Here is a 22481-nt window from a genome sequence, read left to right as displayed (position 1 = left end):
CCCTTATTGGCAGCATTTCTGCCGGTTTCGCTATCAGTTTTGTTACCAATAGCCCTTATTGGCAGCATTTTTGCCGGTTTCGCTATCAGTTTTGCCGCCAATAGCCCTTATTGGCGGCATTTTTGCCGGTTCCTTTATTAATTTTGCTGCCAACACATAAACTTTCAACTAACGTCGTGCTTTATTTTTTCAATTACCTTACCATTGATTGGCTTACGGAAGCTTCCGTCGTGCCGGACCGCTGAACCGAAATGGTATTCTAAAGCTTGCAGTTCCTTATGTACCTTACCAATATTTTTGTCTGTCAATCCCGAACCAGGCATGATAATTGGCGACTGAGTACTCCCCTCGCCGATTTCCATCATGCTTTTTATCGTGTCAATGCCCTCAATGGCAGTTGGTTTTCCACCTGAAGTCAACACCCGCTGAACCCCAAAATGTCCCTCAATTAGGGAACGATAGATCTCCAGAGTGTTTCCCTCATCAATCGCACGATGAAACGTGACCGATAGACCTCTGCTTTCCTCAAGAATCATTCCAAGCAGTTCACTATCCAGCGTGCCCATGTCCGTGATTGCACCGAATACAATTCCCGCAGCACCAAGGTCACGGATAATTCTAATATCCTCACGCATTGCTGCCCATTCTCCTATTCGATACGTAAAGGAATAACTATGTGGCCGAACCATTACCATTACTGGAATCCGTACACTCTCCACAACAGTTCTGATTATACCGTAACTTGGACTCAGCCCTCCCTCCCCAATGGCCGAAACGAGTTCAAGCCTGTCCGCCCCATGAGCTTCGGCGGTGCGGGCATCCTCATCATTGAGGACAATAATCTCAACTAAACTCATACACAGCACTCTCCTTCCATCCTATTTTTCAAGGTGCTACCAATTCGACCTTTATCCGATCAGGATCCTCAAAAAACACAGCATAATAATTCTCGCCGCCAGCATACGGGTGTTTGTCTGAATAGAGAATGCTCACGTCCTTCTCCTTTAACTTTTCTGTGATACCGTCAACCTGTTCTCTTGATTCCGCATGAAAGGCGACATGGTTTAACCCAACCCTCCGGCGGTGGTATGGTGGATCAAGGTAACGTTCCTCTGTTTGCACAAAAACGATATACGTATCCCCATACTTCCAACTGATACCGTAATCCCATTTTTGGTATTGTTGATAACCCAGTTCTGTCAAAAACCATCCCCAAAAGTCGATGGTCCTCTTTAAATTGGAAACATATATTTCAAGATGATGCAGCACGAGCAGGTCCCCTCCCTCATACTAACAATGTAGCATGAACAATGCAGTTTTAAAAATCGGACTATCTAGATTATTTTTTTAAAATTGCTATAATTATCCAAATGGATGATTTATGATGAGTGGGGGTAGGAGGAATGTTTATGACAAATATTCAAAAGGTTGGACAAATTGGGGTACCGGTAAAAAATATAGAAAGAGCCGTTGTATTTTACAAAGAAAAGCTGGAACTGCCGCTGTTGTTTAATACTGATACAATGGCCTTCTTCGAATGTAACGGCTTGCGTCTTCTGCTGAGCCTTCCAGAAAAGGAGCAGTTTGCGCATCCAAGCTCTGTGGTTTATTTTCAAGTCCCAGATATTAAGCTCAGTTATAAAGAGTTGTTGGAAAAGGGCGTTGAATTCGTTGATGAACCGCACGTGGTTGCAAAGATGGGACAAAGTGAGACATGGATGACATTTTTTAAAGACAGCGAAGACAATATTCATGCATTAATCAGTGAAATCCATAATTAAAGGAAGGTGAGGCTGATTCTTCAGCTTCACCTTCTTTTTCAATCTATTCTTCTTTCAAAAATAGCTTCATAGTAAGCCGCCGACCCGTAAGCACCTACCCCCGGAGCAAAAATTTGCACCAGCCGCCATCCTTTCCTAGCATTTTGATGAATGATATCTTGATAGCTTTCTTTCGGTTTTCCGCTTAACTTGCTTAATTCTATTTTTTCAAATTTGTATTCAAACATGGTTCCGCCCCCTTTATTTTTTCTATGTTATACGTTTTTATAAACAAGGAGTTTCATTATTTTTCAAAAAAGTGGAATTGACCAAGCCATTGGTTTATATTAATATATTAGTTTGGAAGTATAAAACTGAGTGGTTCGAGAACCTCCCACTATAAAAAACTAAGGAGAAGTGAATATGGAAAACCCAACAAAGTCACTGGCACAAATGGGTGCTGGAAACGGAGCAGCTGCCTCCGGTCAGTCGGGCAGCAGAGTAAAGGAAATTGTTGTAAACGGAATCGTGGCAGCCTTGTATATCGTGGTTTCAGCATTAATTCAGCCATTCGGTTTTACACAGGTACAGTTCCGGGTTTCGGAAATGTTCAACCACCTCATCGTTTTCAACAAAAAGTATTTATATGGAATTATTTTAGGGGTATTTTTAACGAATTTATTTTTCTCGCCAATGAAGGCCTATGACCTCATCTTCGGTGTCGGCCAGTCGTTAATTGCCTTGTTCATTACAATCATGTGCGCCAAGTTTATCAAAGGTCTCTGGGCACGAATGATTGTGAACACAGTCGTATTTACATTTACGATGTTCCTGATTGCGCTTGAGTTACATTTGGCATTTGATCTGCCATTCATGTTTACATGGTTAACAACTGCTGCAGGTGAATTCGTGGTCATGGCTGTCGGTATGCCAGTAATGTATTTCGTAAACAAGCGTGTTCGTTTTGATAGGATGTTTAAATAGTATTCAAAAGCTGTTGCTTGGGTAGTTGAACCGGGCAGCAGCTTTTTTATTGGTATTTTACGGAAATTGATAATAAAATAAGGATAGTGTTTATGGAAAAATAAATGATTGGAAGGGAGTTTTTAAGCGTGGTTCAGCGTCCAAATAACAATGAGTTTCCCGACTATTACGTACCATATGTTGGATTAGTTCCAGAAGGGGATATTTTATCGATTCTAAAAGAAAACCTAGAAAATGTGATTTCGTTGTTCGAAGGGATTTCAGTAGAAGATGAACATTTTCGCTACGAACCTGGTAAATGGAGCATAAAAGAAGTTCTTTGCCATATGGCCGATACTGAGAGAATTATGAGCTACAGGCTGCTTCGGGTCGGCCGAGGAGACAAGACTCCACTGGCAGGATTTGATGAAAATGATTATATTGCGGGTGCGCAAATGAGTGACTTGCCATTGAAAAACGTCCTTGCAGATTTTCTAGCAGTGCGCAAGGCAACCATCACTTTAATAGAAAACATGCCAGAGGAAGCATGGACAAACGTCGGGAACGCCAATAATCTCGCGGTCACCACCCGGGCCATCGCCTACATCATCGCGGGTCACGAAATTCACCACCGAAATATCGTAACCGAAAGATACCTAACAAAATTGAAGTAACAGGCTTTACTGTCAGGCACCACCGACGAATGTCCACCCTACACGGACATTTGTCCACGGATGGTGCCTGACACCATTTTTTGACACCATTATTAAATTCGATAGTTTGAGATAAACTCCAGGAATTCTTTTTGTTTGGTGTGCTCGTATTTCATGATGGCGTAGGTGTTGGCTTCAGGTAAATGGATTGTCTGACAATCTACTTCTAAGAGCCTTCCTTCTAACAACTCCCTTCTGACTGTAGATGTTGGCAGAAAGGAGACCCCCAATCCTTCGACAATGAATCTTTTCGTAATATGAACTTGGGATACTTTCATCATTTTCACACTTGGGTATTTATTTTTTACCGCGTGACAAAGGCCATCCCAGTAACCTGGATGATTGTGTGTCAATAGATAGTTAGAAGTTAGCACCTCTTCTTCATCCAAGGGTGGTGCCGATTCAGAATCCCGTCCGTCATGCGGAGCAACCAGGATTACCCGGTCATTATATAAGAGATTGCTAATTAATTCAGGGTGCCGACTGTTGAGACAAGACAGTCCAATATCCACTTCCTCTTTTAAAACCGCTTGTTCAATACCTTCTGATTCTATAATCTTTACCGAAATCTCCACTTCTGGATGCTTGTTCGTGTAACTTTTTAACACATACGGGAGAATCGTATCCGCAATCAAGGGTGAGATCGCGATAGAAAACTTCGTTGAATACCCTTGGCTGAAGGACTGAATGTCCTCGAGCCCGCCTTGATAAACCTGTATCAGTTTTTTGGCGTGAACCAGATATCTTCTCCCCGCTTCTGTCAATTTCACTCTTTTTCCGTCCCGCTCAAACAATTGAATCCCAAGCTCTTGTTCCAATTGTTTAATATGAACGGTGACAGATGGCTGCGAAATATATAGGATTTCGGCCGTCCTGCGAAAATTCCCGTATTCAGCAGCAGTGATAAATGTAGTAAGCCATTGGAATTCCATACTCTACTCTCCTCCTTATTAAAAATAGTAATCAATGAATTTAAAATTATTTAATTTTTTTAATTACATTCATTCTATAGACTATTAGTAAATAAGGAAAGGGGAGATTTTTTATGATTCAAAAGGGGTTAAAAGGAGTCGTCGCTGCTGAAACGTTAATCAGCCATATCGATGGTGAAAAGGGGCAGCTTATTTATCGCGGATATGAGATAGGGAGCCTCACTAAACGTTACTCCTTTGAGGAAGTTGCTTATCTTCTTTGGCATGGTTATTTACCAGATGAAGTTCAGTTAAGGTCTCTGAAACAGGAGTTAGTAAGTTATCGTAAGTTACCGGAATATATGAAAAAAATAATCGACCTCCTTCCTCTGAGGACGGATCTGATGAGTGTGATGAGAACAGTCATTTCCGCTGAGGCCGGAAATACTAAATATGACTGGAAGCCGACCATTACACAGGCAATTCGAATGACAGCCCTCGCTCCAACAATCATCGCTTATCGCAAAAGGCAATTGGAAGGAAAAGAGTTTGTCCCCCCTCAGGATGAATTGGACCATGTCGCCAATTACCTTTATATGCTTAACGGGACAATGCCTTTGGCAGCACACGTGAAAGCACTCGAAACCTATATGATCCTCACCCTCGAACACGGCATGAACGCCTCTACCTTTTCCGCAAGGGTGACATCATCGACTGAATCGGATTTGGTATCTGCTGTGACATCGGCAATCGGAACGATGAAAGGGCCGCTTCATGGTGGTGCTCCTTCGGGAGTCATCGAGCTGTTGGATGAGGTTGCTGCAGTTGGGGATGCTGAAAAAGTGATGCGCAATAAATTGTTGAAAGGCGAGCGATTAATGGGGTTTGGACATCGGGTTTATAAAACGCATGACCCGCGTGCCATTGCCTTAAAGGAGAAATTACTTGATTTGGTTGGACAGGATGAATGGCTTGACCTTGCAATCGCTGCAGAAGAAACAGCAGTCAGAGTGTTGGAGGAACTAAAACCAGGCCGGTCGCTTTATACAAATGTAGAATTTTATGCTGCAGCCATCATGAAATCCATCAACATGCAAGCAGACCTATTCACACCAACGTTCACCGCCAGCAGGATTGTCGGCTGGACAGCCCACATCTTGGAGCAAGCCGAAAACAACACCATCTACCGGCCGCAATCGAAGTACATTGGAACCTTTAAATAAGTAATTTCAATCAATGGTATCAGGCACCACCCGTGGACATTTGTCCTCCCCGGGCGGATAGTTATAAATTCTCCAATAGTATGGAAAAGGCAAAGGATTATACCTTTGCCTTTTTGTCGTTGTCTTTTGAGTTTCGGAAGCTTTTTATTCCAATGATTTGAGGGATTAGGTTAAGGATGCTTACTAGTATTAAGAGCTGTTGTGATGTAAGAGGTTTGAAATACCAGCCCCATTTTTCGCTCACTGCCATTGACGTATTGAGGTAATAGGAAATGGCAAAGGAAAGCAGATTTCCGAGAACGAGAACTGGAAGTGCCGCAGAAAATCTGGTTGTGTAACCCAATATCAGACTCATACCGACCATGATCCCATAACCTAACATGGACCCCTTAGAAAAATCAAGATACATGGCGAAAAAAACGTAAGGGAAACTTAATAGGCAAATCAGCAGCAGGGTAATAACTGTTTTTTTCATTATTGTCCTTCCCACCTTTGGAGGATAGTATCACCATCTTATTTAGTGTAATTTTACACCATATTACCCGCTTTTACAACTTTTCCATGATGTTTATTTCATTTATATTTAGTAAATACATTGCGAACATAAGTTCTCTGTCTTATAATGTAAATATTAGTTAATACTGTCACCTGTGTGGATTTCTTTTTTAAAAAATTAACTAATAAAATTTTTTCGAGGAGCGAATGTTTATGACAGTACGATTAATACCTTATTTAGTGATGGATGGAAATGCACGGGAAGCCATTCAATTCTACGAGAGAGCTTTAGAAGCTCAAGTTTTGTTTCAACAATCTTTTGGAGAAATGCCAGAGAATCCTGATTTCCCGCTTCCTGCTGAAGCGAAGGATCGTGTAAGTATGCTACTATTAAAGTGGGTGATTCTGAAATTATGTTTTCTGATACATTCCCGGGACAGCCACATCAAACCGGCACACAAGTAACGATATGTATCTCTACAGACGATGCAGAAAAGGCGAAGAAAATGTTCGATGGACTCTCAGACGGAGGAAAAGTAGAAATGCCGCTGCAGGAAACCTTCTTTAGCCCAGCCTATGGTAGTGTTACGGACAAATTTGGGGTCACATTCCAAGTGTTTACTGAGGGAGCACACCAATAAATAGATACGCAAAAAAGCTCTGAATGCATCCTGTGTGCATCAGAGCTTTTTTAGTTAACCCATTCTCGTTCTGGAAGTGGCAGGCTGGTACTTCCGCATCGGCCCGTTTTCCAGGACTTCGTGAAGATACAGATTTCCCTTTGGACTAACCCTTTTCATCAATTCCATCAGGTATGTAATATCATCCATCGCTCTATGTGTTTGATAGTTTGTAATCTCATGCGCTTGCAAAAGCGTGAGCAGCTTGCCATTTGGAAAGCCATACTGTTTCCAAGGGACATTTCTCATCGTGCAATACCATTTTAGGTCGTTGACTTCCGGGTACATGTGAAAAAGAAAGCTGCGGTCAAAGGATGCATTATGTGCGAAAACAGCCTCTGCCCGGTGAAAATAAGTCTTAATTTTTCCATCGAGAAAACTTTTCCCTCTTACATCATCAAAGGGAATGCCGTGAACGCGGAACGCTTGATTATAATTCCTTCGCGCCGTAGTAGAAAGTGGTTCTCGCAGAAAGGATTCTTCTTCGAGGATATCCAGTATTTCGCCAGTATCAGACCGGTAGGAAAAAAGCTTCACTGCCAGTTCAATGACTTCATCCTTGGTTGGACCTAATCCGGTAGTCTCCGTGTCGAGCAGCAACCCGTAGTTTTCCTGTTTCCGCATAACAATCATCCTTTAAATTGAAAAATTTCCTTCATTATATCAAATTTATCCTTTAATATCTCTGGAAAAAAATCCGCAAGGGGCTCATTCTCCCTTACGGATTCCTTCGATAAACGCTTTAATAATAATCTCCAGGCTCTCATCTAGATCTAATGCCATTTTGAACCCGCCTCTTTGCTCCAGGGAGGAAAAACCGTGCAAAATACTGCGCAAGCCCCGGACAGCATGCAAGGCGATATCGCCCTCCAAATTATACGTCTGAAGCACTCGGACTAATAGTTCAACAATCTTACCCCCAGCCTGATGTGCTACAACATCCTTCGGGTCAGGTGCTGCCAGGGTCGCTTCATATATCCCGGGATACTTTCGGGAAAATACCACATAAGCACGGCTTATTGAAAGGATTGCCTCAGTACCTGACACACCCACTGCCGCCTGCATCATTTCCTCATACAGTTTATTCAGGCCATAAATGGCAAGGTTTTTTCGTAAACCAGACAGTCCATCAAAATGATTATATAAGGAAGGCGGGCGAATATTTAGCCTTTTTGCCAAATTCGCGAGCGTAACCTCCTGCAGTCCTTGTTCGTTGGCCAGTTCCCCTGCCGCTTCGAGTATCGTTGCTAAATCGAGTGCAAATTTTGGTCTTGGTGACATGCTAATGCTCCTTTATTTCAATTTACCTTCAAAAGTCTGAACAGCTTTTGCCATTAAATTTAGTGGATTATCAATGAGTTCCCCATGTCCAACTGCCAGCAAACTCGGCTGTAAATCCACCAACTTTTTGGCGCTTCTTAATGCGGTTTTTTTACTCCACGTGGCTAATGCCGGGAATGGAAAAAACAACTTCATATCTCCGGAAACAGCAATTCCTCCGCGTGTTTGAAACGCATCTCCGGCAATAATTGCATTGGTCCGGGTATCCAGAAATGACATCGACCCTGGTGTGTGGCCTGGCGTCTCAAAAGCCTTGAGGGAACCAACGAAGTCTCCTTCCTTTAATAATACATTGGCCTGCGTTTTTAAATCTTTAGGAACTCCTCCTTTAATTGGGGTCTGTTCCTCGTCCTCATCAAGCGAGGTATCACCGGACATTAATCGGCTGTCGCGGGCCGAAATGTAAACCGGAGCATCAGGAAGGAGTTTTTTTAATGAATCAAGCGCCCCGACATGATCGCCATGGGCATGGGTCAAGACAATTTTGGTAATCGGCTTTCCAATTTTTTTGGCTGCTTGAATAATTCCCTTTGTGCCAAAATCAAGTGCCGCATCAATCAGGGTCAAACCATCCTCTTCCTCCACTAAATAGCAATTAACCGGAAACACATTGGCCATAAACGTCACTTGATATAAGTACCCCTTTTGAATCACTCTCATTTTATCCATCTCCCTTTTAACTAATATCGTTAGTTTTATTTTAACTAATTGTATTAGTTAAATCAAGAGTTTTTTCCATATTTTATGAAAGAAAACCTTTTCACTATTGCTATGTAACAAATTGTTCAAGACTTTTTTACAGAAATGTGAATAAATGCACAAACTACTCTCAATTCGAAATGAATTTGCTATATTAATAGTGTAGTAATTATTTATAACTTATTAAACATTCTAAGGAGATGTTTCAAATGTTTGCAAATTGGTTAAGAGAAAACAAAATTGCCGCTGGTATACTAACTGTGTTACGTCTATATCTTGGTTATTCTTGGTTTACTGCAGGTCTTCATAAATTAACTGGCGGGTTTGATGCTTCCGGATTCCTGAAAGGTGTTATTGCTAACCCGGTTAAAGGCCCAGACGGTGCTATGGTTTACGGCTGGTATGTTGAATTCTTAAAAGGTTTCGCTCTTCCAAACGTCGATATTTTCAACGTAGTTGTTCCTGTCGGTGAAACATTGATCGGTTTAGGATTACTCTTGGGCTGCTTAACAACTGCTGCCATGTTCTTTGGCTTATTGATGAACTTCTCTTTCTTCGCTGCCGGAACAGTATCTCATAACCCAACTGACATTTTGCTTGGTTTCATCATCTTAACTGCTGGTTATAACGCTGGACGCTTTGGTCTTGACCGCTGGGTGGTTCCATTCATCCGCAAAACAGTTTTCAAAAATAGCGAACCTGTCAAAAGCAACGCTTAACTTTTAAAAGACGCCTCGTTCCCCTGTGGAATGGGGCGCTTTTTTTTGCATATAAACAAACAATGATTGAATTTTTAGTCAGTTACTGTATAATTGTTCCCGAATCTAATAGCAATAGAGGAATATACAAGGGGGTGGCTATATTGCCAAATAATGACATTATCCAGTTTAACCATGTTACAAAGCAATACGATAACGATCCACCTGTGCTTCAAGATGTTAGTTTTGAAATTGAACGAGGGAAATTTTACACCTTACTAGGTCCTTCCGGATGTGGAAAAACAACCATATTGCGATTAATTGCTGGATTTACCGAGCCTTCAAGCGGCGATATTTATTTTAATGGGGAAAAAATTAATCATGTTCCAGCCAATAAGCGCAAGATGAACACGGTGTTTCAGGATTATGCGTTGTTCCCCCATTTAAATGTGTTTGAAAATGTCGCATTCGGCTTACGTATAAAAAAGTTAAAAAACAGCGAAATAACCAAAAAGGTTCGAGAAGCATTGAGTTTTGTTAACCTTCAAGGATATGAAACGCGCGAAATCAAAGAAATGTCTGGCGGGCAAAAGCAGCGGGTCGCCATTGCCAGAGCAATTGTAAACGAGCCAGAAGTCATCTTGCTTGATGAACCGCTATCCGCGCTCGATTTGAAGCTTCGTACTGAAATGCAATACGAACTTCGGGAACTGCAGCGTCGTCTTGGGATTACCTTCATTTTTGTTACCCATGACCAGGAAGAAGCGCTGGCAATGTCCGATGAAATTTTTGTTCTCAACAAAGGGAAAATTCAACAAAGCGGCACACCTACCGATATTTATGATGAGCCAATAAACCGATTTGTGGCTGATTTTATCGGTGAGTCCAATATTGTTGACGGACGGATGCTGCGGGATCACTTAGTGGAATTTGCCGGTAAGGAATTTGATTGTGTTGACGAGGGGTTTAATAAGAATGAAGCTGTTGAAGTCGTCATCCGCCCGGAGGATTTAGAGATTACGACTTTAGATCGCGGCAAGCTGCAAGTTAGAGTGGATTCACAATTATTCCGCGGCGTTCATTATGAGCTTAGCTGCTATGATGGTGACGGAAATGAGTGGCTCGTCCATTCCACGAAAAAGGCTAATGTCGGTGATGAGATTGGGCTTTATTTTGACCCTGAAGCGATTCATGTCATGCGGCACGGGGAGACTGAGGAAGAATTCGACCGTCGGTTAGAAGCTTATGGTGATGATGGGCAGGGTTCCGGCCATGGAAAATAAACTGACCCGCCATCTATATTCCATCCCTTATTTCCTATGGATGCTCTTATTTGTAGTGGCGCCGATTGTTCTCGTAGTTTATTATTCTTTATTCGATATTGAAGGAAATTTATCACTGATCAATTATCAAAAGTTTTTTACACCTGTATATTTAAAAATGACATTAAGCTCGTTTTGGTATGCATTTTTGATCACAGCGTTCGCACTGTTGATTTCCTACCCAACTGCGCTGTTGTTGACGAAAACGAAACACAAGCAATTATGGCTGCTGCTGATTATTGTCCCATCTTGGATCAATTTATTGTTGAAGGCCTATGCCTTCCTTGGAATTTTCGGGACTTACGGTGCGGCCAACAGCTTTTTAGAACTCATTGGTATTGGTTCGAAGCAAATTCTATTTACTGATTTCAGCTTTGTGTTTGTCTCGGTTTATATTTTTATTCCGTTTATGATTTTGCCAATTTTTAATGCCTTAAATGAACTGAATCCAACCTTGCTTGATGCAGCCAGCGATTTAGGTGCATCGAAATGGACCACGTTTACCCGGGTGATTTTTCCGTTGACGCTTGATGGTGTGAAATCTGGCTGTCAGGTTGTATTTATCCCGGCACTTTCTCTGTTCATGCTGACACGTTTAATTGCCGGAAACCGAGTGATCACCCTTGGAACATCGATTGAACAGCATTTCCTCGTTACTCAAGATTGGGGAATGGGTTCAACCATTGCGGTGTTTTTAATTATTGCGATGGTTTTGATTATGGTACTCACGAATACCAGGAAGCGGGGTGTGTAAGGTGGATAAAAAAATTACTCCGTTTTCCAAACTGTTTTTGGTCATCATCTTTTTTATCCTGTATGCACCGATTTTCTTTCTGATTTTTTATTCATTCAACAGCGGTGATACAATGTATGAATTTGAGGGATTTTCACTGGATTGGTACCGTGAGCTATTCCAGGATACAAGGCTATTGATCATCGTCCTGAATACGATTGTGGTTGCTTTGTTATCGGCATTGGTCTCGACCATCATAGGGATCATCGGTGCGCTAGCCATCTATTTGGCAAAGAAACGGCAAGCAAAAAACACGTTGCTTTCATTAAACAATGTTTTAATTGTCAGTCCGGATGTCATCATCGGCGCCTCGTTCTTAATCTTGTTCACGATGGCCGGGATAAAGCTCGGATTTTATTCGGTGTTAATGTCACATATTGCTTTTAGCATTCCAATTGTTGTTTTAATGGTACTGCCAAAATTGTTGGAGATGAGTCCATCGCTGATTGATGCCGCAAGGGATTTGGGTGCTGGGCGTTGGAATATTTTCACCAAGGTCATCCTTCCCTATATTACCCCAGGAATATGGGCAGGATTTTTCATGGCATTAACCTATTCCTTTGATGACTTTGCGGTCACCTTTTTCGTAACAGGTAACGGATTTTCCACGCTGTCAGTAGAAATCTACTCGCTGGCACGACGGGGTATCTCGTTAAATATTAATGCATTGTCGGCCCTCTTGTTCCTATTTACAATGCTGCTTGTCGTCATCTATTACTTTATTACAAGGGCTTCCAAGGTTAATGGGATGGGGGTGCACAAGCGATGAAGAATCTCGTTCGTTTTTTTCTGATCATTGTCGTAGTTTCTGGGATTCTTTTAGGGGTGATTTCCCATCTGAATGCATCCCAGGGTTATTCCGGCGGCAACACGCTGACTGTCTATAACTGGGGCGATTACATTGATGAGGATTTGATTAAAAGGTTTGAAAAAGAAACCGGCCTCAAAGTTATTTATGAAACGTTTGATTCCAATGAGGCGATGATGACAAAGATTGAACAGGGCGGCACCAGCTATGATGTGGCGGTTCCGTCTGAGTATATGATTGATAAAATGCGCCAAGAAGATTTGTTAATCCCGCTAGACCATTCGAAACTGCCAAACTTAAAGAATATTGATGAGCGATTTATGAACCTGCCGTTCGATCCGGATAATAAATATTCCATTCCTTACTTCTGGGGAACTGTAGGTATTGTTTATAATTCAAGCAAGCTGGATAACAGAAAAATCACCAGCTGGAACGATCTTTGGGATCCTGCTTTTAAAAATGAAATTCTCCTAATTGACGGGGCCCGTGAGGTTATGGGGATGGGACTCAATAGTTTGGGTTACTCATTAAATGATACCAATAAAGCGCATTTGCTTAAGGCGAAAAATAAACTTGATACGTTGACGCCAAATGTTAAAGCGATTGTCGGCGACGAAATCAAGATGCTTATGGCCAATGAAGAGGCTTCTATTGGCCTCGTCTGGTCTGGTGATGCTTCCGAAATCATGTCGGAAAACGAGAATTTGGATTATGTGGTTCCAAAGGAAGGCTCCAATTTGTGGTTTGATAATATGGTCATTCCGAAAACAGCAAAAAATGTGGACGGGGCGCACAAGTTCATCAATTTCATGCTTGATGCCAAGGTGGCCGCGCAAAATACAGAGTATGTCGGTTACTCCACACCAAACAAGGCAGCATTAAAGCACCTGCCTAAGGATGTCGTGGAGGATGAGCGGTTCTATCCATCACCAGAATTGACCGAGAAGCTAGAGGTTTACGAAAACCTCGGCAAAAGGAACTTGGCTTACTATAATGAGTTGTTTTTGCAGTTTAAAATGCATAGGAAGTAAGACCGGGCTCGGCCCGGTCTTATTATTTTTGGATTTTTACCGATGCCCTCTTCTGCCCCCATTATCGGGTAAAATCACGGCTTCTTATTTACCGATGACCCCACTCCAGACCCCTCACCGGGTAAAATCATGGCTTCTTTTTTACCGTTGCTCCCTCTTCAGACCCCTCTTCGGGCAATATCATGGCTTGTTTTTTACCGATGACCCCACTCCAGACCCCTCACCGGGTAAAATCATGGCTTCTTTTTTACCGTCAGTCCCCCTCCTGGCCCCTCATCGGGTAAAATCGTGCCTTCTTTTTTCCCGCCAAACCCCTCCTGGCCCCTCGTCGGGTAAAATCGTGCCTTCTTTTTTCCCGCCAAACCCCTCCTGGCCCCTCATCGGGCAATATCAAATTCACTTTTCTTCGACCCATGAGAAAAGCGCCGCATTTGCGGCGCTCCATTTTTAATAGCTATTATCCTCTTCAAGACTTTCTCTGTTATAATACCAATTTGTTACCTGAGTCATGATGGCAAAGACGAAGAAGAAGTTCATCGCCCACACATTAATAAATGGAACAATTCCGCCAAATTCGATTGTGACATAGCCTTTTAGTTTCATAACGATCATTGATTCGATAAAAACAAGTACAAACCCCACTACACCTGCAATTGCCGCGCGTAACATAGCCAGTTCCCTCCATAATAGATTTCCCTATCTATACATTGGACAAGTTTTATTTTTGACAATTTTGTGAACTATCTTGAATCCATTATATAGCACAAAGGATTTATAAAAAAGTGAATTAACTCACTAATTTAAAAAAATAAAAAGGGTATCAGACGACACCCTAAGGTGGTGTCTGACACCCTTCTTTATTTTGCAGCCTTAATAAATTCTTCAACCGTTAAAATCGTATGCTGATAACCTAACCGTTCTGCTAATTGCGTAATCCCTGGTGCTTCCACATTAGCTTCAGCCAGGATTTCTTTTTTAGAAAAGACCTCCCGGGTTTCACCATCGAGCAGGACCTTCCCTTTGTTAAACACAATCGTCCTCTGAAAATTCTCAGCAACAAAGTCCATATCGTGTATGATGGTCATGACGAGCTTATTCTTCTGTGTCAGCTCCTTAATAATCTTCCCGATGATTTCCTTGCCTGCATGGTCCTGAGCGATGGTAGGTTCATCTAAGATGATGATGTCCGGTTCCATTGCCACAATCGAAGCAATACAGAGCAGCTTTTTTTCCGAAAGGCTAAGGTCATGGGGGTTCATTTCGAGTTTATCTTCAAGTCCTACCAGCTTCAATGCCTTAACAGCCTGCTTTTCGGCTGTATGCCGGCCCATTTTAATATTAAGCAGCCCAAACATCGCTTCTTCAAGAACCGTTCGTTTAAAAATCTGATCGTTTGGATTTTGAAACACAAGCCCAACGGTTCTGGCTAATTCGGCTGCTGTCTTCATTTTTACACTGTGATTCTGAATCAGAATGTCCCCTTCATCCGGTTTCAACAGTCCTTTTAACAGCTTTACAAAGGTGGTTTTTCCGGCCCCGTTCTGGCCGATTATGGCTGTTGACCGACGGTCGAATTCCAAATTGATTCCGGAAAGCACCGGCTCCTGGGCTTGATTATAGGAAAAAGTTAGATTGGATACTTTCATCATCATTTGCCAACACCTCGCAGTGCCGCTTCCGCATCCTGAAGCGTAACCGGGTAATAATCACTGCCTGCTTTTTTCGCCCCCAGCGCTCTGCACACTTGTGTATAAACAGGGGCTGTGACACCGTAGGCTTCTAAATCATCTCGTGAAAAAATGGCTTCAGGTGTGTCAAAATCTACTATTTGGCCGTCATGAAGCAGTAAAACCCGATGGCAATATTGAGCCACTTTTTCCATTTTGTGCTCGGCCATGACCACCGTGATCCCATGCTGGCTCAAATCTTGAATGGCCCGAAAGACTTCGTCTGAACCAGCTGGATCTAGCTGGGAAGTAGGTTCATCAAGCACGAGAATTTCCGGTTTCATGGCGATGATGCTGGCGATGGCCATCCGCTGCATTTGGCCCCCGGACAGATCAAAGGGATTATGGTCTTTGACGTGTTGTATTTTTAATAACGCTAGTACTTCTTCAATGGTAGTCAGCATTTCCTCCCGAGGCAAGCCGATATTCTCAAGACCAAAGGCAATCTCCTCATAAACAGTCATTTTTGAGCCTGTCACCTGAGTGAACGGGTTTTGAAACACCATTCCAACCTTTAATGCAAGTTCTGCTATCGTACGTTGCTTAACCTCGAGCCCGTCCACAAGAACTTTACCGCCATATGCCCCTTTATAAAAATGCGGCACGAGTCCGACCAGCGCCTGACACAGCGTCGATTTCCCCGCAGAATTTTTGCCGATTATTCCGATGAACTCGCCTGCATCCACTTCAAAAGAAATATCTTTTAGCGCAAGTGATTCAGCTAATGGATATTTATATTTAAGTCCTTCGACGATTATTTTTTTCATAAAAAGATCCTCCAGGCAATGGCTCCTATTGTAAGAAGCAGCAGGATGGTTTGAATCCATTTGCTGTGGGTATAGGTTTTCTCCTCGTTCAAATATGTCTTTGGCGTCCGGGAATTGAAGCCCCGCACTTCCAAAGCCATCGCCCGCTCTTTCGTATTGATCAACGACCCTAACACAACCGGCCCCAATAACGGCAGGAAGGCTTTAATCCGGACAAGCAGATTCCCTTCTGTCTCCATTCCACGTGACCGTTGCGCGTCAGTAATTGTACTCATCGAGGCCATCATTTCCGGGATAATTTGAAATACAGAAACAATGACGTAGCCGATTCTTGGCGACATTCCTTTACGCACCAATGCCTCGACAAGGTCGGATGGTTTCGTCGTCAGCACCAGTATCATGAACGCACCGACAATATTGATGACCCTCAGGGTAATTTTTAAAGCATACAGCAGTCCTTCCTGATACATGGTCACTGGGCCAATTTGAAACAGAACCGTTTCGTTCTCCGGTTTAAACAGTCCCTGGATGATGACAACGGTGATCAGGACAAGGAAGACAAATCCGAATACTGGCAAAGCTTTTCGAAAAACTCCGGCCAATATCAATAGCAAAATACTTATTCCGACACAGATAAACGAGATCGTAAAGGTCGGGAGAATAATCGGAATCAAAATGGCAAATAAAATATAGATTAGTTTTGTGATAGGGTCGACATCATGGACGAACGACTTCCTGTCCACATACAAGCTAATCGACTTCAAGAAGCGTCACCAGCTTTCCTTCAATATACCTTAATTTTCCTGCAATTTACCTTAAGGGTCAAATATTAAATGAAGACCCGCCAATCGGCGAGCCCTCATTGGTAGAGTTATAGAATTAATCCAATGTTTCCACTTTGTCATTGTTATTGTATAATTGCACCACATTTCGCGGTAAGCCTTTAAAAATTCCGAAGCTGATTAACACAACCAATAATTTATCCGGCACATCGACGACAATTTCATCGAGGAAAGACGCGAGCCAAACGGAGTCTGTTTTTGCAAGCACAGCGGCAAACAGCGCATCGCCCCAGACGTTTCCTGTCTGCCCGCCCCAGAAACCGATATTAATCGGGGTGGAGACAATGGTTGCCACTAGTCCGATAATTAATCCCGCAACAATCGCCTTCCCGAAGCTTGAGATATAGCCTTTGTAAAAAAGAATCCCGACTGCTAAACCAATTGCGACGCTGGTAATTCCATAAACAAATGAGATTGGATCAACTGTTAACCCGTAAATGATATTGTTTATAGCTCCGGCTAGTGCCCCAACGATCGGACCACCGAGCATTGCTGCCAAAACCGTGCCGATGGAATCCAGCCATAATGGCAGCTTCAAAACACCGGCAATAAACTTCCCGATGTAGTTGACACCGACTGCCACTGGAATGAGAACCAGAGCGGCTGTAGAAAAACGGAACGACCACATGCTTTTGTTATTCATCCTTATAACCCCCTTTTATATTTGAAAACTAGAATGATAGGAAACGATTGTCTCAAGTGCGGTGATAATTTCGGCTTCTTCCCCACGCTTGCTGGCTGACTTTGAGTCAACGTAATCATTGATTCCTTCTTCCAAGTCTCCTTCCCTCTCGACAACGACATTTAAAATGGACGCAGTTTTGATGCCGCGCAAGCTCCCGACCACAAACAGGGCGGCTGTTTCCATATCCGAGGCCAAGACCCCTTTCTCTGACCAAAAATTGTCGATTTTCTGTTCTCTATCAGTATAAAAGCTGTCATGACATCTGACAATACCCACGTGATAATTTGTTTTAGTGCGTTTCGCCGCATTTACCGCATGCAGCAGTAATTCCGTATCAGGTACGGCTGGATAGGACTTGTCAATATAGGCATTGGATGCCCCGTCATTCCTTACTGCACCAGAGGCAATGACCAAATCGCCAATCCGCAAACGGGCTTGGAGGGCACCGCAGCTGCCGATGCGGATCATCGCCTTTACACCGATATTTTTTAGTTCTTCGATGGCGATTCCGGCAGACGCTCCGCCTATTCCGGTGGAGGTTACCAAAACCGGGATTCCTTTGTAAAGGCCTTTGACAGTTTTGAATTCACGGTTATAGGCTAGTTCTTCAGGACTTTCTAAGTACTTTGCCACTTCGGCGACACGGCCAGGGTCTCCTGGCAGCAAGGCATACTGTGCGGAATGCTGTGTTCCTAGTCTGATATGAGGTTGTAGTGTTGATACCATTATTCTATGCTCCTTTTGTCTGTTTAATTAAAAATGGGAATCTAGTAAGTTGGAAATAATAAGATGGGGATCTAAGAGGTAAATTCTGCTAACTCATTCTATCTCAATTTTACCAAATATATGAATCTTTGGTTAGTCTTAAAGTGAGAAAAGGTGCCAGACACCAAATAGTGGTGCCGGCACCTTTTAACCCTTTAATTACATCCACCCACCACAATCTGAAGAACTTCCTTCAAACTCATTTCCGCCATTGATGACAATCGATGACTGTGACCTTGAAACACTAAATGAGCGGTGACTTGATTAGGGACGACTACACAATGAACCCCTGCGCCAATTGCGGCGATGAGGCCATTCACGGAATCTTCGAACGCAACCGCTTCACCCGGTTTGATGCCTAACTCCTCAACTGCCTTAACATAAAGTTCAGGATCGGGCTTCACCTTAGCTACTTCATCCCCTGTTTTGATAACTTCGTAATAGTGGAATATCCCCAGCTTTTTCAAATAACTTTCCACCCATTCTCTTCTAGAACTCGAGGCTAAGCCGATTTTCAGCCCTAATTCCTTCGCTTCTTTTAAATAATCCTCGACACCTTCCCGTAAAGTAGGCTCCCCCATTTTTCCTGCAAAAATATCCCTAACTGCACTTTCAATTTCCACTCGATCGACGGGATTCTTGAGGTTTTCTCGGATGTATTCATATAAAACCTCATCTGTCGTCCCGATTACCTTTGAAAATTGCTCAATCGAAAGCTCCAAGTTAAGGGAAGCTAATACCTCCCGATAACACTCATACCATGTAGTTTCGGTATCCACTATTAAACCATCAAAATCAAAGATTATCGCTTTAATCAATTTAAACACCCCATCTATGTTGAAGTTCCTTATATCAAAGAGTTTACCTTATTTAGGGGTATGTTGGTAATATTTGAAGGAAATTACTTCAATATGGAGAAACTTTTAATGATAGAAAAAATGAAATAGAGGTGTTTATAAATGGAGGTTATTGGGTTCGGCGGTGTTTTTTGGAGAACCAAGCAAATGGATACTTTAAAAACTTGGTATAGTGAGGTACTGGGCATTCCCGTGGAGGAATGGAATGGAGCAATTATAACCCCTGGTTCCGGAAATCAAACGGTCTTTTCATTTTTTTCGGAGGAAAGTGATTATTTTCCAAAAGAGCAGTCTGTTATGTTGAATTTTCAGGTGAAAAGTATGGAGGAATGTTTAAAGCATCTTGAACAAAAAGGGGTTCCCCTCCTTCGCAAACCTGAAAAAAGTGAATATGGTACGTTTACTTGGATTGCAGACCCCGAAGGCAGATGGATTGAACTGTGGGAAAAATAAGTGAAGCTAAAATGGAGCCTCCATGCAGGGGCTCCATTTTTTTACTTTATTCTAATTTTATAATCACCCTTAATCCAAGATGGAAAGTAGACTAATTCTAAGGAAATGGGATTTACTTGAGTTTGCGGTGCGGGCATCATGACGCCAATTTCCATGGCCCCATTTTCAAAACCGCTTTGTGAGTAACCCCCGCTGGATGAAATCTCTTCCAGTTTTCTATTAAAAAGAAAATAATTAAACTCTTTCCCTGGAGTAAAGATAAAATGGATTGCATCCCCCGTTACTTTTAGGCTGCTAAAGTAGTTTTCTTTTGGCTGTTTAAGGATTTGCTGTTTTTGCGTATCCACCACCACAAACATTTCATCTTTATCGACAGCTTGAAGCTTATTTAACACCAAATACAGTTCCTTTGGTTCTTTAAAATAATTGCTTTGCAGATAGACAATTGCCTCGTCAGGTGAAATTTTACTGGCAGTTACGCCATTATTTATTTTATTCCACGCCTCGCCGTTTTCGTCCACAAGCCTCAAATCGTCGAAATTGAGAATTTGTTTTGTGTTATCATGGTCCATTTTAACATGGATGGCGGCTCTTAAGGGATACACTTTGGCATCGATAAACGTAATTTTCTGCCCTTGAAATGTCACTGTTTTATTTAATGGGTAGGTTTTTGCTGCTTGAATTTCCTTTTTCAACTGAAATGGAAGAGTAAACTGAACTCTTGTCTTGCCTTCTACATCTACCTGGATTTCAAATTTCTTTGCTTCCAGAGGCGATTGAAAATGGAATTCAAAGTAATCGTTAAAACTGGTTTCTCCTTTATTAGAGTAGAACGGACTTCCAAAGGAGGCTGTGCCAATATCGGCTTTCCCGCCGTCCAGACTCTTTAACTTAACATTTGTCGTGGATAGCTCTGTCTGTTTTTCTTTGGATGTAATGCTGTAAAACAATGCTAGACCATCCTGATCGGCAATGGCTCCATCGATGGTAAAGGTAATGCCATTTTCCTCTTGGGATACGCCTATTTTCTCATAATAATCATTTTCGAGAGCCAGCATTTTACCTTTGTCACCGCGAATGAGTTCGACCACTTTTTCCATTCCCGGAATCTTTGTAACGTAGTCCGCAAAGGCAGGTGATAAACGAATGGAGGTGAAAAAGCCTATGAGAAGAATGGCCGCAGTCATGACGCTAACCATCCATTTTCTATGGCGGGATTTCCGTCTTTTCTCCATTTTGGCCTTTTGGTAACCTGATGTGAGCGCCTGATCTAATAATTGGAGCGGGAGATCAATGTTATTGAAATCCTCCTTATACTCAGACAGTTTCTCTTCTTCTTTTTCAAACATGGAGGTCTTCTCCTTTCGTTTCGAGCTTATCACGCAAGGCTTTCAGCGCTTTATTTAGCCATGTCTTTACCATGCCTTCCGGACACCTCATGGTTGCTGCAATCTCCTTTATCTTCATATCGTGAAAATACTTCAGCGACAGGATCTCACGTGAACGGTCGTCGAGAGAATCCAAGGCATCCGTTAGTTCCAGCAAATCGTGTTTCTCCGTTATTCCTTGCTGTTTTAATAGTTCGTCATTCAATACCACTCGTTTATTCTTTTTTAACTGGTCATTACAGTAATTAATCATGATGCGAATCAGCCAGGTTTTAAAATAAGTTGCTTCCTTTAAGGTGCGAATACTTTTATAAGCCCGGTAGGTAACCTCCTGCACTGCCTCTAGGGCGTCCTCCTGGTTGCGAAGAAAGGAAAGGGCTGTTTTATATAGATCGATTTTATGAAGATGGAGTAATTGTAAAAACGCCTCGTCATCGCCGCAAATGGCCTTCCTTACTAATGGATCTGTTGAATTCAAATTGCTGCCCTCCCTTAAACCCGTTTTGTCTATATATTAGACTAGGAAGATGGTAAAAGGTTTTGTTTTTTGAAAATTATTTTTAAAAGGGGAGATACTCAGAAAAAACATTGAAGAAAATGCCTATGAGAGGTTAAAGTTGAACTATGTTTGAACTGTAGGGGTGTTGTTCGGTTTGAAAACTAAGGAAGATATTATTGAGGTAATTAGTGAGGATTATTGGATGATGGAAATTTTGGGAGTGGTCCGAACATTGAACCTGCCGGATTGGTGGGTCTGTGCCGGGCTTGTCCGTTCAAAAATTTGGGATGTGTTGCATGGATTTAGTGTTAGGACGCCCATTCAGGATGTTGATGTGATTTATTTTGATCCTGTAAATACGGATGAAGCCATCGAAAAGATTCTTGAGGGGAAGCTGCTTGCATTGAAGCCGGATATTCCCTGGTCAGTGAAAAATCAGGCGAGGATGCATGTAATTAACAATTTGCCTCCCTACTCCTCATCAGTAGACGGGATTGCTAATTTCCCGGAAACGGTCACGGCTTTAGGGGTTAAGCTTGATGAAAATAATCGGATCATTTTGGCAGCACCCTGGGGCATTGAAGATGTCGTAGATTTGACAGTGAAACCCACACCACTATTTTCTACTCATGAGTTAAGGCAGGTCTATGATACACGGGTTACTAAAAAGAATTGGAAAGCGACTTGGAATCTATTGAAGATTACCTGAAAATGATTGTCGCGGTTATATGGCGAGGCCTATGTTACCAGCGAATCGGTTTTTCCACCGGATTGGTCACGTAGAGCCTTTCTACGTGACCACCGACTCACTATTTTTTTCTCAACGGGCACGTACGACCCTACCCTAATCCATAAAGTGTTTTACTTTTCCAAAAGTTCATTTTATAATTTTAGTTGTGGTAATTATTACCTTAACTGGAGGTGTGCAGGATGTTTGCAAGTTTGATTACTAGCAACTTCATAAACTATCACTGTACATTTCTTAAGCGTCTTGCTGCTCCCCGCCATCAGCGTAAGGAGTAACGAACTTGTTGATAAAAGACCTTGTAGAGATACGGGGT

General features: G+C 42.3%; 29 protein-coding genes, 1 pseudogene and 1 riboswitch. Of the genes and pseudogenes, 12 read left to right on the top strand and 18 right to left on the bottom strand.

What is annotated here, in order from left to right; all coding sequences use genetic code 11:
- Positions 1-42 precede the first annotated feature (42 nt).
- Genes ACZ43M_RS05560 through ACZ43M_RS05550 form a run of 3 tightly spaced genes read right to left on the bottom strand, consistent with a single transcriptional unit; the run spans position 43 to position 1269 of the window.
- Positions 43-168: a hypothetical protein gene (locus tag ACZ43M_RS05560; RefSeq protein WP_464506424.1), complete on the bottom strand. Its 126-nt coding sequence runs from the start codon at positions 166-168 to the stop codon at positions 43-45.
- Entirely contained in the window at positions 165-857 is a 693-nt protein-coding gene (locus ACZ43M_RS05555) for a copper homeostasis protein CutC (RefSeq protein WP_464506423.1), read from the bottom strand. The genes ACZ43M_RS05560 and ACZ43M_RS05555 overlap by 4 nt, the downstream gene beginning before the upstream one ends.
- 28 nt (positions 858-885) lie before the next feature.
- Positions 886-1269 (bottom strand): VOC family protein, encoded by a 384-nt coding sequence (locus ACZ43M_RS05550; protein WP_464506422.1) that lies wholly within the window; start codon positions 1267-1269, stop codon positions 886-888.
- A 134-nt stretch (positions 1270-1403) separates the two neighbouring features.
- Between ACZ43M_RS05550 and ACZ43M_RS05545 the strand changes: the two genes are divergently transcribed.
- A complete protein-coding gene (locus ACZ43M_RS05545; RefSeq protein ID WP_464506421.1) occupies positions 1404-1781 on the top strand; it encodes a VOC family protein in 378 nt (125 codons plus the stop codon).
- A gap of 38 nt (positions 1782-1819) precedes the next feature.
- Here the strand turns inward: ACZ43M_RS05545 and ACZ43M_RS05540 are convergent, their stop codons facing one another.
- Positions 1820-2008: a DUF4177 domain-containing protein gene (locus tag ACZ43M_RS05540; protein WP_464506420.1), complete on the bottom strand. Its 189-nt coding sequence runs from the start codon at positions 2006-2008 to the stop codon at positions 1820-1822.
- 124 nt (positions 2009-2132) lie between these two features.
- A riboswitch (PreQ1 riboswitch) is annotated at positions 2133-2177 on the top strand.
- Positions 2178-2213: 36 nt separating this feature from the next.
- On the opposite strand from ACZ43M_RS05540, the gene ACZ43M_RS05535 reads away from it, so the two are divergent.
- Positions 2214-2744, top strand: a complete 531-nt coding sequence (locus ACZ43M_RS05535; protein WP_464507968.1) for a QueT transporter family protein — start codon at positions 2214-2216, stop codon at positions 2742-2744.
- A gap of 128 nt (positions 2745-2872) precedes the next feature.
- Complete coding sequence (locus ACZ43M_RS05530) at positions 2873-3397, top strand: DinB family protein (RefSeq protein ID WP_464506419.1); 525 nt, start codon at positions 2873-2875, stop codon at positions 3395-3397.
- A gap of 92 nt (positions 3398-3489) precedes the next feature.
- Here the strand turns inward: ACZ43M_RS05530 and ACZ43M_RS05525 are convergent, their stop codons facing one another.
- Positions 3490-4368 (bottom strand): LysR family transcriptional regulator, encoded by an 879-nt coding sequence (locus tag ACZ43M_RS05525; protein ID WP_464506418.1) that lies wholly within the window; start codon positions 4366-4368, stop codon positions 3490-3492.
- Between the two features lie 113 nt (positions 4369-4481).
- Between ACZ43M_RS05525 and ACZ43M_RS05520 the strand changes: the two genes are divergently transcribed.
- Positions 4482-5570 (top strand): citrate synthase/methylcitrate synthase, encoded by a 1089-nt coding sequence (locus ACZ43M_RS05520; RefSeq protein ID WP_464506417.1) that lies wholly within the window; start codon positions 4482-4484, stop codon positions 5568-5570.
- Positions 5571-5667: 97 nt separating this feature from the next.
- Here ACZ43M_RS05520 and ACZ43M_RS05515 read toward each other — a convergent pair whose 3' ends face one another.
- Positions 5668-6045, bottom strand: coding sequence for a hypothetical protein (locus ACZ43M_RS05515; RefSeq protein WP_464506416.1), 378 nt, complete (start codon positions 6043-6045; stop codon positions 5668-5670).
- A gap of 233 nt (positions 6046-6278) precedes the next feature.
- Between ACZ43M_RS05515 and ACZ43M_RS05510 the strand changes: the two are divergent.
- Positions 6279-6706: pseudogene (locus ACZ43M_RS05510) on the top strand (VOC family protein).
- A 54-nt stretch (positions 6707-6760) separates the two neighbouring features.
- Here the strand turns inward: ACZ43M_RS05510 and ACZ43M_RS05505 are convergent.
- The 3 genes from ACZ43M_RS05505 to ACZ43M_RS05495 form a co-directional block, all read right to left on the bottom strand.
- Positions 6761-7369: an exonuclease domain-containing protein gene (locus ACZ43M_RS05505; RefSeq protein WP_464506415.1), complete on the bottom strand. Its 609-nt coding sequence runs from the start codon at positions 7367-7369 to the stop codon at positions 6761-6763.
- 84 nt (positions 7370-7453) lie between these two features.
- Positions 7454-8026: a TetR/AcrR family transcriptional regulator gene (locus tag ACZ43M_RS05500; RefSeq protein WP_464506414.1), complete on the bottom strand. Its 573-nt coding sequence runs from the start codon at positions 8024-8026 to the stop codon at positions 7454-7456.
- A 12-nt stretch (positions 8027-8038) separates the two neighbouring features.
- Positions 8039-8746: an MBL fold metallo-hydrolase gene (locus ACZ43M_RS05495; RefSeq protein ID WP_464506413.1), complete on the bottom strand. Its 708-nt coding sequence runs from the start codon at positions 8744-8746 to the stop codon at positions 8039-8041.
- Positions 8747-8994: 248 nt separating this feature from the next.
- Here ACZ43M_RS05495 and ACZ43M_RS05490 point away from each other — a divergent pair, with 248 nt between their 5' ends.
- The 5 genes from ACZ43M_RS05490 to ACZ43M_RS05470 all read left to right on the top strand — a co-directional run bounded on the left by ACZ43M_RS05490 (position 8995) and on the right by ACZ43M_RS05470 (position 13437).
- Positions 8995-9504 (top strand): DoxX family membrane protein, encoded by a 510-nt coding sequence (locus ACZ43M_RS05490; RefSeq protein ID WP_464506412.1) that lies wholly within the window; start codon positions 8995-8997, stop codon positions 9502-9504.
- Between the two features lie 143 nt (positions 9505-9647).
- Positions 9648-10766 carry an ABC transporter ATP-binding protein gene (locus tag ACZ43M_RS05485; RefSeq protein WP_464506411.1) on the top strand — a complete coding sequence of 373 codons (1119 nt, stop codon included), beginning with the start codon at positions 9648-9650 and terminating at the stop codon, positions 10764-10766.
- Entirely contained in the window at positions 10756-11559 is an 804-nt protein-coding gene (locus ACZ43M_RS05480; protein WP_464506410.1) for an ABC transporter permease, read from the top strand. Before ACZ43M_RS05485 ends, ACZ43M_RS05480 begins: the two co-directional genes overlap by 11 nt.
- 1 nt (position 11560) lies before the next feature.
- Entirely contained in the window at positions 11561-12367 is an 807-nt protein-coding gene (locus tag ACZ43M_RS05475) for an ABC transporter permease (protein WP_464506409.1), read from the top strand.
- Positions 12364-13437 carry an ABC transporter substrate-binding protein gene (locus ACZ43M_RS05470; protein ID WP_464506408.1) on the top strand — a complete coding sequence of 358 codons (1074 nt, stop codon included), beginning with the start codon at positions 12364-12366 and terminating at the stop codon, positions 13435-13437. Before ACZ43M_RS05475 ends, ACZ43M_RS05470 begins: the two co-directional genes overlap by 4 nt.
- A gap of 447 nt (positions 13438-13884) precedes the next feature.
- Here the strand turns inward: ACZ43M_RS05470 and ACZ43M_RS05465 are convergent, their stop codons facing one another.
- From ACZ43M_RS05465 to ACZ43M_RS05435, 7 genes are all read right to left on the bottom strand, one after another.
- Complete coding sequence (locus tag ACZ43M_RS05465) at positions 13885-14106, bottom strand: hypothetical protein (RefSeq protein WP_464506407.1); 222 nt, start codon at positions 14104-14106, stop codon at positions 13885-13887.
- A 188-nt stretch (positions 14107-14294) separates the two neighbouring features.
- Positions 14295-15086 (bottom strand): energy-coupling factor ABC transporter ATP-binding protein, encoded by a 792-nt coding sequence (locus ACZ43M_RS05460; RefSeq protein ID WP_464507967.1) that lies wholly within the window; start codon positions 15084-15086, stop codon positions 14295-14297.
- Positions 15086-15931, bottom strand: coding sequence for an energy-coupling factor ABC transporter ATP-binding protein (locus tag ACZ43M_RS05455; protein ID WP_464506406.1), 846 nt, complete (start codon positions 15929-15931; stop codon positions 15086-15088). Before ACZ43M_RS05455 ends, ACZ43M_RS05460 begins: the two co-directional genes overlap by 1 nt.
- Positions 15928-16695, bottom strand: coding sequence for an energy-coupling factor transporter transmembrane component T family protein (locus ACZ43M_RS05450; RefSeq protein WP_464506405.1), 768 nt, complete (start codon positions 16693-16695; stop codon positions 15928-15930). The genes ACZ43M_RS05455 and ACZ43M_RS05450 overlap by 4 nt, the downstream gene beginning before the upstream one ends.
- Positions 16696-16810: 115 nt before the next feature.
- Positions 16811-17416: an ECF transporter S component gene (locus ACZ43M_RS05445; protein WP_464506404.1), complete on the bottom strand. Its 606-nt coding sequence runs from the start codon at positions 17414-17416 to the stop codon at positions 16811-16813.
- A 15-nt stretch (positions 17417-17431) separates the two neighbouring features.
- A complete protein-coding gene (locus tag ACZ43M_RS05440; RefSeq protein WP_464506403.1) occupies positions 17432-18184 on the bottom strand; it encodes a nucleoside phosphorylase in 753 nt (250 codons plus the stop codon).
- Between the two features lie 194 nt (positions 18185-18378).
- Positions 18379-19041, bottom strand: a complete 663-nt coding sequence (locus ACZ43M_RS05435) for an HAD family hydrolase (RefSeq protein WP_464506402.1) — start codon at positions 19039-19041, stop codon at positions 18379-18381.
- A 141-nt stretch (positions 19042-19182) separates the two neighbouring features.
- Between ACZ43M_RS05435 and ACZ43M_RS05430 the strand changes: the two genes are divergently transcribed.
- Positions 19183-19533, top strand: a complete 351-nt coding sequence (locus ACZ43M_RS05430; RefSeq protein WP_464506401.1) for a VOC family protein — start codon at positions 19183-19185, stop codon at positions 19531-19533.
- A gap of 41 nt (positions 19534-19574) precedes the next feature.
- Here the strand turns inward: ACZ43M_RS05430 and ACZ43M_RS05425 are convergent, their stop codons facing one another.
- Positions 19575-20882 (bottom strand): DUF4179 domain-containing protein, encoded by a 1308-nt coding sequence (locus ACZ43M_RS05425; RefSeq protein ID WP_464506400.1) that lies wholly within the window; start codon positions 20880-20882, stop codon positions 19575-19577.
- Positions 20875-21399, bottom strand: coding sequence for a sigma-70 family RNA polymerase sigma factor (locus tag ACZ43M_RS05420; protein WP_464506399.1), 525 nt, complete (start codon positions 21397-21399; stop codon positions 20875-20877). Before ACZ43M_RS05420 ends, ACZ43M_RS05425 begins: the two co-directional genes overlap by 8 nt.
- A gap of 223 nt (positions 21400-21622) precedes the next feature.
- On the opposite strand from ACZ43M_RS05420, the gene ACZ43M_RS05415 reads away from it, so the two are divergent.
- The gene (locus ACZ43M_RS05415; RefSeq protein WP_464507966.1) at positions 21623-22129 is read left to right on the top strand and encodes a nucleotidyltransferase family protein; all 507 of its coding nucleotides are present in this window, start codon (positions 21623-21625) and stop codon (positions 22127-22129) included.
- The last annotated feature ends 352 nt before the right edge of the window (positions 22130-22481 follow it).

This window comes from Neobacillus sp. B24, from assembly GCF_055381825.1.
The sequence above is the reverse complement of the archived record's forward strand: the minus strand, read 5'-3'. Positions and strand labels throughout refer to the sequence as shown.